This window comes from Vibrio sp. Vb1337, assembly GCF_033338715.1.
In the GTDB taxonomy this organism is placed as follows: Bacteria; Pseudomonadota; Gammaproteobacteria; order Enterobacterales; family Vibrionaceae; genus Vibrio; species Vibrio alginolyticus.
This window is the reverse complement of sequence record NZ_JAWOTD010000005.1, coordinates 136676-152534: the sequence shown is the minus strand read 5'-3', so window position 1 is coordinate 152534 and position 15859 is coordinate 136676. Positions and strand designations below refer to the sequence as shown.

Here is a 15859-nt window from a genome sequence, read left to right as displayed (position 1 = left end):
CATCGATAAACCCGTCAGTGATAGCGATTGAAAGCCAATAGACGTTGTAAATGTTTAGCGAATTACGCTGTTTCTAACTCACTTTTTTCCACTAAGTTTAAACGCTCACCAAAAATCGGGCGTAGTGCTTTTAATACTTCAGTACGAGTAACCACCCCGACCATCTGCCCATTTTCAAGCACAGGAAGCACTTGTGGCTTACTTACTTTGATACTTTTAGCGCGTTCTTCGAGAGACAAAGACGTCAAGCGAGTGGCAATACCCATACTGCTCGCTGGGTACAACTGCTCTTTATCGATACATAGGAACTCCACAACATCAACGAGGCGATCATCAGCGTCAATTGCGACCACATCTCGGCTCATGATGTCGACAACTTTTTGGTCTTTCACCGGAATATAGTCTTCACACCATAGTTCTACCATTACATCGTGAGCAGAGAAAAAGCCAACTAGGCGATTATGTACATCGACCACAGGTGCGCTCGTTACGTGATTATCAAGTAACACATCCAGAGCGGCTGCAATTGGCGTTTCTGCACGAATGGTGACTGGTTTTGGGTTCATAATGTCTTTAACAAAAGAGGCATTTTTCATGGTGAAATCCTTAACTGACGACAGTGTTGTAGTTGTAGTGATAGAAGAAATATTCGCTGTTTTTAGTTCTGGTCGGCGAAAAATACACCAGTTTGAAAGGCCAACTAATACCGCTCCGCCGACGATGTTGCCAAGCGTGACAGGAATCAAGTTAGCGGTAATAAAGTGGCTAATGTTTAGGTCTGTGTATTGTGACGCGGGCACACCGACAGATGCCCAAAAAGATTCAGGTGCAAAATTCGCGATAACAATACCAAGTGGAACCATAAACATGTTCGCAACACAGTGCTCAAAACCGCTGCTGACAAACATTGCCACAGGCAAAATTGTCATTGCTGCTTTTGTCATTGCATTTGCAGAACTAAATGTCAGCCAAATCGCTAGGCAGACCAACAGGTTACAGAGAATACCGAGTGCAAACGCTTGAATGAGAGTGTGGTGAAGTTTGTGTTGTGCGATGTTAAGCGCATTTAATCCCCATTGACCGCCATCCATCTGATAAAGACCAGCAGCAGTAACCAGCGCAAGTAGGAACATCGCACCAATAAAGTTACCAACGTAAACTTTGCCCCAGATCGAAAGCATCTTACCGAACGAGATTTGCTTATTGGCCCAAGAAATACTGGATAGGACGGAGCTGGTAAATAATTCACCACCGCAGATCACTATGAGGATCAATCCCATGCTAAATGCGAGTCCACCAGCTAGGCGGCTCAAGCCCCAACCTGCGCCCGTACTGCCGGTGGTCACCGTGATGTAAAACAAGAATGCTAACCCGATGAACGCGCCGGCCATAATGGCGAGGCTTAATGTCATACTGCTGGTTTTGTTTGCCTTACTTAACGCAAATTTTTCCGCTTCAACCATCATCTCTTTTGGAGAAAAATACTGGTGATTTTGAGAACTGGTCACCGCCATATTGACTCCTTAATTTGTAATCGCATAAAAAATCCTTGGTTATTAACTCAAAAATGAAATTGTTGTTTTTATTAAGAGCCTCAATGACTTCGGTTTCAAAACCATTGAGGCTTGCGGTGTTCCCGAACCGCGTACTCAGAATAGGGAGAACGGTTAGTAAGGTAAAATTGATAATATTTAGAAACCTCATCAAATTAATTGATAACTTTACGGGGCCAGGTAAAATGAACTCTATTGCTTATTGGGGCATGCTTTAACAATTGTGGGGATTGGGAAATACCCACTAATAATGGAGGACACTTTGCGCTACTCACTTAAGCAATTAGCGGTTTTTGACGCAGTTGCAGATACCGGCAGTGTAAGCCAAGCCGCAGAAAAATTGGCTTTGACACAATCAGCGACGAGTATGTCGCTTGCGCAATTAGAGAAGATGCTTGGCAGGCCGTTGTTTGAGAGGCAAGGCAAGCAAATGGCGTTAACCCATTGGGGGATGTGGTTACGACCAAAAGCAAAACGCTTGCTACAAGATGCATTGCAGATTGAAATGGGCTTCTATGAGCAACATTTATTGAGTGGTGAGATTCGTATGGGAGCGAGTCAAACCCCAGCAGAGCACTTAGTTCCCGACCTTATCAGTATCATTGATAATGACTTTCCAGAAATGCGTATTTCTCTCGGTGTACAAAGTACGAAAGGAGTGATTGATGGGGTATTAGATTACAAGTATGACTTAGGGATTATTGAAGGGCGCTGTGATGATAACCGTTTACACCAAGAAGTATGGTGTCGTGATCATCTTACTGTTGTCGCAGCTTCTCATCATCCTTTTGCGCGTAATCAGTCTGTTAGCCTTGCGCAGTTAGAGCAAGCGAAGTGGGTACTAAGAGAGCATGGCTCTGGCACACGAAAAACATTTGATAGTTCTATTCACCACCTTATTGAAGATTTGGATGTGTGGCGCGAGTACGAACACGTTCCGGTGTTACGTAGTTTAGTTGCTAATGGTCAGTACCTTACTTGCTTACCGTATTTAGATGTAGAGCGATATATAGAAGCAGGTCATCTTGTGGCATTAAATGTACCTGAGTTAAAAATGGAAAGGACGCTTTCATTTATATGGCGCTCAGATATGGCAGAAAACCCATTAGTCGACTGCATTAAAAGAGAGGGGCTGCGAATGATGAAAGGGAAGCCTTCAGTTCTTTAAAGGTTGATTAAACATGCCTACGAGATGAGTTGGGTTTATTCCCTAAATCTGTTGATTTATCGGTTGCGTCAAACTTTTAATGTAAATTGTGAAAATAATAATATCTTATTGTGATCAATATCACCGATAAGCTGAGCTGATGTATCTAACATGTGTCCTTGATTTCAATGTATGAAGGCAGTTATTGAACCATATAGGTACGATAATAGCCGAGTAGGTATGACTACCATGACGACACTTTTAGCTATTTCTATCACTACTGGAATTTTATCTGGCGTATGGGGTTGGATCGCCATCTCTTTAGGTTTGCTTTCTTGGGCTGGTTTTTTAGGTTGCACGAGCTACTTTGCAGCGCCAACGAGCGGATTGAAAGGACTAGGCATCAGCTTAATCACCAATATGACAGGCGTATTCTGGGCAATGGTAATTATTCACGGTTCCACTTACGTTGGGTTGGAAATTATTGGCTATGTGATGACCGCTATTGTGGCATTCTTCATGTGTATTCAAGCTAAACAGGCTTGGCTCGCGTACATCCCTGGTACTTTTATTGGTTCATGCGCAACATTTGCGGCTGATGGAAACTGGCAACTTGTTATTCCATCGTTGTTGCTAGGTGGTGTGTTTGGCTATCTAATGAAAGCGACAGGGCTATGGTTGCATACGAAATCAACCGCTACTTCATCTTCGCTTGCTGAGCAAGCACAGTAGTGAACCCCCGATCTTATTGGTATCCACTGTGTATTGAGTTTTATCCCTCTCAATACCCTTAATCAAAATTAATGATGTTTGATACAAGCACACCAAATTGGTGTGCTTTTTTTGTATTACAAGACAATACGCTGAGTGCAAAATACGCCTAACTCATGTATTGCCGTTGGCCATGGTAACAACGCGTTTAAGTGTCCAGCGCAGAAGAACAGGAATACACTCCATGCCTTTCTCTTCACAATGAGAAACAATAGCCAAAGCTAAGTCCGGTTTTGCATGTTTTTTCAAAACACGATTTACGACTTTTTTAGCAGGGATAGGGTGGTCATGAGGAACTTTGATGATGTCCTTAAAGAAAAGTTCAAACCCATTGTTGTACAGAAAGTGCTCGATGTCTCGGTCGGGTAATTCCGTAAGTCGATGCCTTTCCTGATCATGGTCGAGCTGTGCTCGTACTGCATGCGCGTACTTTTTCCCTGCTGGGTCGCCATCGGTAACGACATGCCAATCAATACCAAACTCTTTTGCTACTTTGATGAGTGATTTTAGACCTGATTGAGCAAACTCAACGATTTGAACCCCTTCGGCAGCCAAGTCATACCCGCATTGACGAGCCAGTTCATGAAAAAGCCAAACTTCGGTTTCGCCTTCAACAAGTAACCAGCACCGCGCAAATAATGCTCCTGAACGATGAAAACGAATATGGAAACCAATTCGGCGCAACTCGTCTCGACCAAACTTTGTTGAGTTTAAACTCTTAGCGATGGTTCTGTCTGATAGCCGAATTAAACGTCGAATTGAATACAGTGGAACAGAACCGAGTAACGTGCCACTGTTGGTGGTTAATATCTTTTGCATTGGCAACAATTGCAATAAGGACCACGCTCTCGCTAGATGAGTTGGATGCAGTCGACCTTCTGGATCTTCAATGATCAGTATTGGTCTCGCACAGCGCCTTAAATCGGTGGGGCCTTTAGCTTGAAGATAGGCATTGAGTAACCCCATTAAGAGCAAGCGGCTTTGTTTGTCATTGGTTTCTTTCAAGAACTGACTCAAACCTTTATCAGAGGAAGGGCTTGTATAGAAAAGACCATCACGAGGTTTGCGTGGGTTACCTTTACTGACACTTCTGAATGCAAAATAGTGTTCAACAAGCGTTTGCATTGAGTCGAGGCTACTACGAATCTCACCTTTATTCACATGGCCAGGCATAGCCAATAAGCGTCGGCAGGTGTTGTTGATTCGTTTTTCAATCCGAGCATTTTTACCATCGCCGTTGACATGGTTTAAATCTGGGAAGCGTCGGGAGTCGCGTAGTCGGATTACAGGGTGAAGTGTCATTAACTCAATAGCGAGTTTCTCTGAGTGGTGAAGTTTTTTGGGTTTGCCGTTATGATCCAAAAACGCGTACTCTGTATTAATGCCGTGCTCATCGCGAGACGCACTAATACGATAGTAAATGACTTGCTCACCATCTTCGTTGGTGCACCATGTAGGCTTTATGCGTCTGTAGCGTCCCGCTTTTACTTCGTTTTTATCCTGTGCTTTAAAACAAACAATGATCTGTAAGTGTTGTGTTTGTGGATGAGAAATTGAGTAGTCAACGTGAAAATCTTTCAGTTTGAATTGATACAATGAGCCATTGGCAGGTAATGCGATGGAAAGGGCATCGAGTAATGATGATTTGCCCCACGTGTTTTCACCGATAAGCGTGGTGAGTTCGTCAAAAGAGAGTGAAAGGCGTTTGATGCCTCTAAACCCGGAGATTTCGATGCGTTCTAGTCTCATCTCAATCCTCCTTGCAATTATTTGAATTATCGAGAGTTATTTTGCTACTCCTAAGCATATATGAATTCGGAATTTTTGAGTTAAGCGCAGTTCACAAAATTACGAGAGCCTCTTACTGAATAGAGACCGTTACAAGCGAGGCTTGCTTTCAAAGCTGGGGGACAGCATCGTGATCACTTAAACATGAAATCCTAAATCGCAGTTTCATAAAATTCATGATTCTGTCATGATTCACTTCTTATTATTATAAGGAATGAAAAAAGAGAAGATGAAGATGAATAACAATCATAAGCCAGTGAGAATCAAACTGGCACACATCAATGACACACATTCCTACTTTGAACCAACGTCATTACAGTTAAAGCTTAAGATAAACAATGAACTCACGCTAGAACCCTATGTCAGTGCTGGCGGCTTTTCTCGTATCGCAACCAGAGTCGAGCAGTTAAGAGATGATGCTCAGCGCCAAGGTCATGGGATGTTGTTCCTCCATGCCGGAGATTGCTTCCAAGGCACGCTGTATTTCTCACTATTTAAAGGCAAAGCCAATGCCGACTTATTGAACGCATTAAAGATTGATGCAATGGCGTTAGGTAACCATGAATTAGATATGGGGAATGAGCCAGTTGCATTGTTTTGCCAACGTACTCAGTTCCCATTGCTTGCTGGCAACTGGGATTTATCCAATGAATCACTTAAAAAACCTCACCGTATCAGTGATTGCAAGGATGTATATAGTTACCAACCGGATACACAGAGCGCTCAATACATTGTTAAAGAATTCCATGGTGAGCGGATCGCGATTTTCGGATTATCCATAGATAAAATGAGCGACATCGCAAACCCTGATGCAGACACGCCTTTTCACTCAGCAATTGAAACCGCCAAGGCGACCGTAAAACAAATCCATTCATCAGGTATAAAAAATATTATTCTTCTGAGCCACTTAGGTTATGAAGGTGATTTAGAGTTAGCTGAGCAAGTCGCAGGTATTGGTATAATTGTTGGTGGACACAGCCACCGGTTGCAAGGTGATTTTTCATCAATAGGGTTAGGACAAGACGATCCCTACGGTATCAAAATTAATGATACCTATGTGGTGCAAGCGGGTTTCCATGCTTTGACAATGGGGCACTGCGTCATTGAGTTTGATGAACACGGTAAAGCAACGATGTTGAGTGGACAAAATGAACTGTTGCTTGGTCGACGTATTTTTTGGGACTCGACGCTAAACCAACAGCTCGACCAAGGTGTATTCGAAACCGCGTGCGACTTCATCCATGGTCAACCGAATGTCGTGGTTTGTAAGAAACACCCGGAAACTCAAGCGATCCTGAGCGATAAATATATTCCTCAGGTCAGGCAGTTACAGTCACAAGTCATTGCTAGTGTTGACACCAAAAAGCGTCATGTGAGAATTCCCGATGAATTTGGTGAGAGTGAGTTGGCTTCCTCCGTTGCCCGATCATTTCTGCACTGTTTAAACAAACGTGGATATGACGTTCAATTTGCAATTCATAATGCGGGTGGCGTGCGAACCTCTTTGAACCCTGGCAACATCACAGTGGCAGACATTGCCGGACGGCTGTTGCCTTTTGCCGTTCCTATCGGCTTTTACGATGTAAAAGGCAGTGCTATTCGCTGTGCACTTGAAGGCGCGATAAATAATGCACTCAACAATGGCGTAGAAGGCACTGGATCTGGCAGTTATCCGTACACTTACAATTTAAACTTCGAGTACCACGCAGATGCCCCAAAAGGTGAAAGAGTTCAATCATTAGTGATTTTTGATGGCAAACAATGGGTTTGTGTTCAAGATGATGCTTGGTATCGAGGGACTTCTTCTGCCTATACGATGAAAGGGAAAGAGGGGTATGACGCATTGCAGGAGATGAAAGGAGAAGGGCGTGTGACCAGTTTGTCCATGGCTGATTGTTTTATTGAACTCCTGACCGATGAGCCAAACTGTTTGAATCAAAGTCACAAACTTTACACAAAGCGACGTCGATAATAGATACTGGTATTGATTTTGCTGCTCTCCACTTACTACATGGGTTGATGAGGGTGGCAGTATGTGGAATAAAGATTGGGCAGATACGGCAGTCGTGGTTGCCTGGATCGCAATTTGGTCAACACTGGTCTACTTTGTGCCTCTAAGCGGCTTTTGAATTGCTAAGAATGTGGATGTTACAAAAGGGAGCAGTAATGCTCCTTTTTTGTATCTATCTTCCCCGTTAGGGCTCTAACCAATGAAGAGTTTGTCTTGAGCCATTTGCTGCTTTTTGTCTGTTTACTAAAGTTCAGGTGGTTGAATCCATTTCTTTCTTTTTATAGTGCTTCCTGATTTTTGATAAGAATTTTATTTCGATAAGACAAGGCTTTTTTGTTGGAAAGCCTGACGCTCGGCGTTATTATGTCGGCGTTTGGGGAGTAGTTAGCGCAAGTTTACTTATCGTCATCTCGTTAAGCATCAGCTTATCCGGTAAGTAAAGGTGTTACGTGGTTCATTCACGTCAACACTTCAACGAGACCAACGCATTCATTGACTAGCAGCACATAATCGTTATGTGGCTGTTGGTTGTTATTGTCTGCGGAAGGTCACCAAACGAAGTCCTTCCGCCATGGGAGGAAATATGTCTCTTATCGAAAATACCACCCAATTGAGCCAATCGGTGCCTCTTCAAGAATCATTAGCGATGTATGGTGCTTTTGGTTTATTTACCCTTGTTCTTGTTACGCTTGATATCTATCAAACACGTGGTGGCGTTATCACGATGAAAAAAGCCATCGTTTGGAGTGTTTTTTGGTTCTTGCTTGCCTTTGTTTTTGCAGGTTCTATTTATTTATTCTGGGACTTTTACGCGCCACATAGCGCTTATACGAACGACAAAGCAACGATTTCATTCTTAACTGGTTACTTACTAGAGAAGTCGTTAAGCGTTGATAACTTGTTTGTGTTTGCCATCATCTTTGCACAATACAGTGTGCCGGAGCATTTGCGTCCGAGAGCATTGCTTTGGGGGGTGATAGGTGCGCTAGTTTTACGTGCTGTCATGATTGCGGTTGGTGCTCAGTTACTTGCACAGTATCACTGGGTATTGTACTTATTTGCTGCTTTCCTTATTTGGACAGGTGTTAAGCTAGCTCGCGACAAAGGCGAAGCAGAAGAAGTTAATCCATATCCGGAGCAGTTGATTCGAAAGGTATTGCCAGTTACAGATGACTACCAAGGAAATCACTTAATCTTAAAGCAAGCTGGTAAGTGGGTGGCAACACCGATGCTGATCGTTGTTGGTGTCATTGCAGTAATGGACGTTATGTTTGCGTTGGATTCTATACCAGCTATATTCGCGGTAACGCGAGAGCCATTTTTAGTCTTAGCCGCGAACGTATTTGCATTATTGGGTTTGCGATCGCTGTACTTTGTTCTTCAAGCAATGTTAGACAAGTTTGTATACTTAAAACCAGCATTATCAGTAATCATGATGTTTATCGGGGTAAAAATGCTATTGGTTGGAACAGAATATGAGATTCCGACAGCATGGTCTCTCACATTTTTAGTTGTTGTGATGACATCGGCAGTGGTGGCATCACTCCTAAAAAATAAAGCGAAGCGTCAAACTAGCGTTAATATTACTAATCAAAAAATATAAAGTAAGCACTAAAATCAAAAGAAATAACGAAAAATATTGTTAAATATATGTTGTTGCTTAAGGGGCGATTATGCAGGTAATGTTCAGTTATTCAATGTAATTACAGCAATTGTGATTATTTATGCCGTTATTATTCATTTGTATTTTTGAGTTTTGTAATGAGTTTGTTTTATTAGAAATTCTAATTTGAATGGGTAAAATTTGTCATTTCTTAAACAATAAGAAACTGACTAATATACAACCAACTAAACAGACTACTGCTTTTAAAGAGAGGCAATCATGGCACAAGCAATGCAAATGACAAATGTAGCTTTACCAACCTCTATGGATAAGAAAACCTACGCGGTTAACTTCAAAGGACTGATTGCTCACTTACTGGACATTCTATTTGTAGATAATACTGCGCCACGCAGTTACTACGCAGAAGACTTGTCAGCACATATTCAAAAAGACATCGGTATGTACCGTTAATATTGAAATAGTGTAAGAAATACCGGCCTATGAGCCGGTATTTTTTTATTTGTATAACATGCCTACTCAACCTACGCCTTAGAAAAGAAACACTCTAGAGGAGGTAGACATGATAGTAGATTAAGTGTTGTATAGAAAAACGGAGCACCATTGGTGCCCCGTTTTGACTTGACTGAAGTGAGATATTACTTCTTGCGGCAGTATTCTGCGATCACGTACATCGACTGACCACCATTTGCCTTACCCGAAACTAGCTTTGGATCATCGCCAAGGCTAATACCACGAATCACTGTACCTTGTTTGATTACTTGGTTAGTGCCTTTTACTGGTAGGTCTTTAATTACTGTTACATCGTCACCTTTCTTAAGTTCAGTGCCGTTACAGTCAACCGTTTTATCGTCAGCAGACATCCCTTTCATTGCCCAGTTCATTTGCTCTTCTTCCATGTACATCATGTCAAGAGCATCTTGAGCCCAGCTTTCTGTGTTTAGGCGAGTGAGTTGGCGCCATGCAGTCACTTGTACAGCAGGAACCTGGCTCCACATGCTTTCGTTTAGACAACGCCAGTGGTTAATGTCTTTTGGCTCATCGATCTCACCCAGACACTTATCACAAACCATGATGGCAGTATCAACCGTCACATTACCGTGAGGTGGGACAGCGTATGCAGTTAGTTGAGATTCAGAAGAACACAGTTCACATTTTGACTCGCAGCGCGCAAGCAGAGTAGCTTCAATAGACATAAGGACTCACCTTAGTAATGTTATTTTGTGGCGGTATTATCCACTTTATCCTGAGAAATAAAAGGGTGTTAGCGAATTAAAGACTAGATTTTACAATACTCCAACCTGATTAAGGTGAAGATGTAAAATATTCGCTAAATAAATAATACGGAAGTATAAAAGACACTATTAATTGTTTTGGCTTATGAATTAGTTGTGTCAATTTCTACAACGATTACAAGCCTAAAAGAGGTAAATGTAGAGAGAGGGTGGCTAGAACATAGCCCTCTAATTTACAGAGGGCCTGTCGTTAACGTTCGACAATCTGGACAATTTGCTCTTTTGAAATACTCATTTCTTTACCATCCATGTCTTCATATTCGTACATACCCGTTTCCTCGTTCAGGTCTGGTTTACCGTAAGAGGTAATAATTTTCCCTTCATTTGTCGACATCAGATATTGGCTACTTCCGCATGCAGAAAGAAGTAATACAGTGGCAATAACAGTCAATACGCGCATAGAGTTTTCCTTTTAAACAAGTGAGTTAGGCAAAGACATCGATTTAACTATAGCAGAGGAAATATGAGGGGGTTTGAATAGAATTGAAATGAAAAAGCCCAGTTTCTACTGGGCTTTGGTAGGAAGGATGTTGCGATTACTTCAAAACAGAAGTGTTAGTGACACCTGTTAATGCGTCATCCATTAAGAAGTCAGTGTTTTCCATCTGCATCTCTACATGATGATCAATATCAGACAAAGTGCCATTTGGCGAAGCAAAAGTACTGTGCGATGCAGTAGCATTAAACTGTACAAAGCTCGCAGTTGCATTCACAGTAGTGTCCGTACTGTTCACAGTCTTCAACCCTAGCTTATTAGCGAGCGGTTCAGTACCCGCGAATGGTGCATTTGGAACGCTGTTTGGTACTGTGCTATCGCCATCCACTTCTGTCATAAAGAATGGTGTCGTTAGCGAACCAGATGCCACTAAATCTGAAGCGTTTGTGAACGGATCGACAGTGTCTAGTGTAGTCTGTGCTGCATAGATAAATTGTGAAAAACCTGCTTCTAGCGCTGCTACTTGAGCTTCCGTTGCCGCAGCCTCAAATGCTTCGTAACATGTTTTATCTTCTAGATCCGCACATGATGCATCAGCGTAACTCGCATAGTCTTTAGATGCTGCATAAGCGAGGTTATGTTTGATCTGAGGGCCGTAATTGTCTGAACCCAGTAACAAATTACCAATTTGTCCACCAGAGTTCTGTACTGATGCAGAACTAAAGGTGTACAGTGCATCCGCAGTAGGGCTGCCCAATGTATTGTTTGCTGCTGCGACGGCAGATGTAGCGACAATACCGCCAAGTGAATGACCTAGCATTTTGACTTTTGAACCCGTCATTGGGTTGAAGCCTTGCAGAGGACCTCCAGCTAAAAGACCGCCTTGAGCAGATACTACCAAGCTAGCGCGCAAGCCTAACACATCCAGAACACTCTGACGTAGGTTGTCACGCGCAACGGCTAAGTTGGAAAGATTTAGATAAGCCAGTACATTCGCATTTGCGGAACGTTGTTCATCTAAGCTGCGCGTACCATGAATAGGTAAGTCAATAGCGATAACTGCCACACCTGCTTTTACCATATTGAACGCGAACGCGTACGCATTCTCTTTCGCTGAGGTGATGCCGTGTTGATAAATCACAACGTCTGTCGCGACGCCAGATTTAGGTGTGAAGACCAGTACTTCGACATCTTCAACCGATTTCACTACGGGAACAGGCGAGTAGCGAGTAATAATACGCTCACTATCAAGCTGGGTACCATCGGTAAGAGTAAGCTTAGCTCCAACAAGTTTTAGCTGCTCTGTAGGATCTGTAGCAAGCTTTGTCACATCAACAGGATCATTTGCAAAAACGCCTGTTGATAGCTGCTGAACCATGTTTGCTTGCTCGTTCGGATCCGCTAATGCTGCGCTTAGCTTCGCTAGGCTTGGCATCGCAGATACCATTGGTTGCATGTTCCAGCTTGCGCCTTTTTCCAGGTAATGAGGCAGTGTTACCACACCTTGTGTCACGCTTACATCGGCACCTGATTGCATGTAAAGGCCTTTAATTGCCGTTTTAGCTGCGTCTAGATCGCTAATGTATTTACTAAAGTCATCGTCAGAGTCTAGCGCAGTGCTAAAGTCTTGGGTTTCACCGAGCGTTATTGTGTAGGCCGTTGATAAGTCAACTGAACCTTCGTTTGAGTCATTTTTGTAAACGGTATTTAGTGTGTTTGCGCCAGTAGAAAAACCAGTAGCGGTTACTCCTTTGACTGCCGCTAACGTATCACCTACTGACTGGGTGCTGAACCATGAAGAATAAACGATGTCTGCAGGGTTTACTTTGGCAATACCAAAAATTCCTTCAACCGCCTGAGTGACTGCTTGAACAGAAGCAAGGTCGCCAGTTTCATAAACGATCTCTTTCGATTTACCAGTTGCATAGCTTGCAGATGTACCAATTGGCTCACCATTTACGTCAGTAACATCTTGTGTGACCGCAAAAATGTACTCGCTTGACTCATCAAGTGCAGCCAAGAACTGGATGTATAGAGAGTTACCTTTTGCTTGAACTACGTAGTCCTGATTCTGAACGAGTACCTCTTCGATTGGGTTAGATTTACCGTCCCACTCGGTTAAGCGTTGGTTAATCTTGATGACTTTAACACCAGACGACAGCATGCCCGCTGCAAAACCGTCGCCGTTGAAGTTAAGAACGATTGGCATAGACGTTGACCATCCATCCATCGTATTCATCGAGGCTCTAGGGTTGGTTAAAGCATCATCGCCATCAGTTGGCAGACCAAGCGTACCATCGCTTGTGTCCATTAATAAGTAAGACGGTGCCGGTACATCTGCGTTCGCTCCTTGAAGCGTAAAACTGATGGATGTTTCGCGATCAAGCAATGCTTGGACTTCATCTTCAAATTGAACTTTGTCGGAAGTACCAGAACTGGAGGTATCATCACCACAACCAGCAAGAAGGATTGCAGAACAAAGCATTGATAATTTAAACGTGTGTTTCATTGGTTTACTCCGTAATCCCATTATTTGAAGGTGTAGTTCATCTGTACCGCGCTGATGTAAGCAGTACCTTCTGAGTCAAACTTAATCTCTTCACCCAGAGCATTTGTCTCAGTGAAAGAGCCTGATTTACTCTTAACAAGTGCAAAGCCTGCATCGAAAGTTAAGTTCTCATTCATTGCGTAAGTTAGGCCCGCGCTGTACCAAAAACGGTCACTGTCAGGGATACTCAATGTCGCTTCACCTGCTTGTTCGTCGTACGCAAAACCTGCACGGAATGTCCAATCCGCATTGAGGGTGTAAGTTGCACCAATAGAATAACGGTTGTTGTCTTCGTATTTCTCTGGTTTGTAGAAACATTGACCAGCAGTTCCATCATTACATTGAGGACTCGTCGCTTTCAGTTCTTTAAATGTGCTCCAATCGGTCTGTTGCCAGCCGTAATGTACTGCCCATTGTTCATTCAGTTGATGGAAAGCCGATAATTCGATAATTGAAGGGAGAGAGATTTTTAAACGGCCATCCACTTTTGGTGATGGAGCTCGGCCTGAGTCGTAACTACTAAACTCACCGTCATCAAAATCTAGATCAACCTTAGAGCGGTAGCCAAAGCCAAAACGGTTGTTTTCATTTAGCTCAAATAAAGCGCCGACATTCCAACCCCAAGCGAAAGTTTCACCTTCCATGCCGACAAGGTTATCGGACTTATTACCACCTAAAATACCGGCGAGTGCGCCTTTGTGACGAGTCAGCTCTGCTTCAGCGTATACTAGGTTGATACCACCACCGACACTGAAAGACTCGTTGATACGGTAAGCGACATTAGGGTTGATGTTTACTGAAAGTAGGGAAGTGTCACCCGCCATATCACCAGCGGAAATATCATTTGGATAGTCAGTAGCAACACCGTATGTTGTGAACATACCGATACCCCAAGCCCAGTTATCATTGATAGGGCTGATGTAATAACCTGCTGGCACGATCTGTAAAGGGGCGACATCTTTCGCGTGTTCATTGTTTACAGTGTCGTACACATCGACTTCAGGGTCGATGATAGATAACGCGCCCGAAAATTGAGCTTCTTTGAAAAGTGTCATTGCTGCAGGGTTACGAGCAAGGACGCTGGCATTATCTGCGACAGCCCCTTCACCTGAAAATGCTCGACCAAGACCAGATGCCGAATGTTCAGCTACCTGGAAGCCCGCTGAGTGGGCATTACACGCAAACAATATTGAAATTGTAAGCAGAGAGCAGTGCTTCTTGTTCATCCTTGACCCTCCTAGGGTGTCATAATGCTGGACCGAAGTCCTTGTAATTGTTGTGTGGTACTTACACCAATTGTTAATACGCGAAATACAACGGTGATGTAAATGTAATGTTAATTGTATGTTTAATAACTTGTCAAAGTTTGAGCGTATTTTGCGTTTTAAATATGATGCATAGGTCAAACGATGGCTTGTAAGGGCATGTATTATCGTTATATTTTTGAAGAGAATGGTACGACCAGAATTGTTTTGCGAGCTTTATAGTTAAATAACGATCAAATCAAGAGATAGCTCGCTTTGCTGTTTCTTCACTTCACAGGCATAATTCGCGCTCGCTATGTAGTTATTCAATAGACGCAATAGGAACCGCATTGGAATTACTGAATGTTGAATTTTTAGGTCGTTCGCTAAGGCTCGAAGGATCGATGGCTGGGTGGCAGCAGTTATATTGGGATAATACGTTGGTGTCTCAAATCGATGCCAGTGACAATACCGCAGAGACTTGTCTACACCAGTTTAGGCTCTCTGCGGGTGAGGAAATCCTGAACTGTCATTTAGAGTGTTCTTTAACATGGCAACCGTTTGAATTGAGTTACAAGGTCACAATTAACGGTGAGCTCATCAATGAAGGTTGTCGAAATGAAAAAGACATCGAGCGCCAAGTGCCAGAAGTTACGCCACCATCCGAAAAGCGTTTAAGTGTAATAGGCCTCGTATCTCTTGGGATGAAAGCACTTAAAAGTGCGAAAGTTATTAAAGTGGCGTTAGCGTCTGCAAGTCTCGCTGCATATTCTTGGCTATTTTCCATCGAGTTCGCGCTAGCGTTGATCGCTTGTTTGGTTTTTCATGAATATGGTCACATTAGAGCGATGAAGTATTTTGGAATGAAGACCAAAGGAATCTATTTGATTCCATTCCTAGGTGGTTTGGCGCTAAGTGACGAAAAGATAAACACGCGCTGGCAGGATGTGGTTATCTCAATCATGGGACCATTTTTCGGTTTAGTACTTAGTATTGTTTTTACTTTGCTTTATTGGATGACTGGTGAGGTGATCTTCGCTGGGCTTGCTGTGTTTAACGCCTTGCTAAACCTATTTAATCTGCTGCCTATTTTACCATTAGATGGTGGCCATGTGCTCAAAAGTATTACCTTCTCAATGAATACTTGGGTCGGGTTAGTTGGCAGTATTGCGACCGCTTTATTAGGCATTTTTATTAGTTACTATTTCGGTCTGACGTTGCTAGGGTTTTTATTGTTAATGGGAATGTTGGAAGTGGTGATGGAATGGAGAGCTCGACATCAAAGCCATTTATTGCCATTAACCCGTTATGGGCAACTATTTTCACTTGCTTGGTACTTGGTCTCTGTCGGAGGTTTTGTTTCTATCATCTGGTATTTTGCCACTCTCGGAGATAGTTTGTTAAGTTTGCCGCTACAGATATTGGGCACTTGATTAGAATCATTA

At 42.9% G+C, this 15859-nt stretch carries 12 protein-coding genes; 6 read left to right on the top strand and 6 right to left on the bottom strand.

Features of this window, described 5'->3' with window-relative positions; genetic code table 11:
• Positions 1 to 62: 62 nt before the first annotated feature.
• Positions 63 to 1514, bottom strand: a complete 1452-nt coding sequence (focA, locus tag R7E42_RS07800) for a formate transporter FocA (RefSeq protein WP_318072562.1) — start codon at positions 1512 to 1514, stop codon at positions 63 to 65.
• 301 nt (positions 1515 to 1815) lie between these two features.
• On the opposite strand from focA, the gene R7E42_RS07795 reads away from it, so the two are divergent.
• Positions 1816 to 2721, top strand: a complete 906-nt coding sequence (locus R7E42_RS07795) for a LysR substrate-binding domain-containing protein (protein ID WP_005376369.1) — start codon at positions 1816 to 1818, stop codon at positions 2719 to 2721.
• A gap of 228 nt (positions 2722 to 2949) precedes the next feature.
• Entirely contained in the window at positions 2950 to 3432 is a 483-nt protein-coding gene (locus R7E42_RS07790; RefSeq protein WP_318072561.1) for a DUF1097 domain-containing protein, read from the top strand.
• Between the two features lie 153 nt (positions 3433 to 3585).
• Here R7E42_RS07790 and R7E42_RS07785 read toward each other — a convergent pair whose 3' ends face one another.
• Positions 3586 to 5220, bottom strand: coding sequence for an ATP-dependent endonuclease (locus R7E42_RS07785; protein WP_047103581.1), 1635 nt, complete (start codon positions 5218 to 5220; stop codon positions 3586 to 3588).
• A gap of 268 nt (positions 5221 to 5488) precedes the next feature.
• On the opposite strand from R7E42_RS07785, the gene R7E42_RS07780 reads away from it, so the two are divergent.
• From R7E42_RS07780 to R7E42_RS07770, 3 genes are all read left to right on the top strand, one after another.
• Complete coding sequence (locus tag R7E42_RS07780) at positions 5489 to 7231, top strand: bifunctional UDP-sugar hydrolase/5'-nucleotidase (protein WP_318072560.1); 1743 nt, start codon at positions 5489 to 5491, stop codon at positions 7229 to 7231.
• 622 nt (positions 7232 to 7853) lie between these two features.
• Positions 7854 to 8873, top strand: coding sequence for a TerC/Alx family metal homeostasis membrane protein (locus R7E42_RS07775; RefSeq protein WP_033907086.1), 1020 nt, complete (start codon positions 7854 to 7856; stop codon positions 8871 to 8873).
• Positions 8874 to 9152: 279 nt separating this feature from the next.
• A complete protein-coding gene (locus R7E42_RS07770; RefSeq protein ID WP_005376351.1) occupies positions 9153 to 9344 on the top strand; it encodes a hypothetical protein in 192 nt (63 codons plus the stop codon).
• Positions 9345 to 9529: 185 nt separating this feature from the next.
• On the opposite strand, the gene R7E42_RS07765 is transcribed toward R7E42_RS07770, so the two are convergent.
• The 4 genes from R7E42_RS07765 to R7E42_RS07750 form a co-directional block, all read right to left on the bottom strand.
• Positions 9530 to 10087, bottom strand: coding sequence for a PhnA domain-containing protein (locus tag R7E42_RS07765; RefSeq protein WP_005376350.1), 558 nt, complete (start codon positions 10085 to 10087; stop codon positions 9530 to 9532).
• A gap of 289 nt (positions 10088 to 10376) precedes the next feature.
• Complete coding sequence (locus R7E42_RS07760) at positions 10377 to 10586, bottom strand: YgdI/YgdR family lipoprotein (RefSeq protein ID WP_017634171.1); 210 nt, start codon at positions 10584 to 10586, stop codon at positions 10377 to 10379.
• Positions 10587 to 10722: 136 nt separating this feature from the next.
• Positions 10723 to 13131: a VolA/Pla-1 family phospholipase gene (locus tag R7E42_RS07755; protein ID WP_318072559.1), complete on the bottom strand. Its 2409-nt coding sequence runs from the start codon at positions 13129 to 13131 to the stop codon at positions 10723 to 10725.
• A gap of 20 nt (positions 13132 to 13151) precedes the next feature.
• Positions 13152 to 14396, bottom strand: a complete 1245-nt coding sequence (locus R7E42_RS07750) for an outer membrane protein transport protein (protein ID WP_213969392.1) — start codon at positions 14394 to 14396, stop codon at positions 13152 to 13154.
• Between the two features lie 422 nt (positions 14397 to 14818).
• On the opposite strand from R7E42_RS07750, the gene R7E42_RS07745 reads away from it, so the two are divergent.
• Complete coding sequence (locus tag R7E42_RS07745) at positions 14819 to 15847, top strand: site-2 protease family protein (protein ID WP_054575173.1); 1029 nt, start codon at positions 14819 to 14821, stop codon at positions 15845 to 15847.
• Positions 15848 to 15859 lie beyond the last annotated feature (12 nt).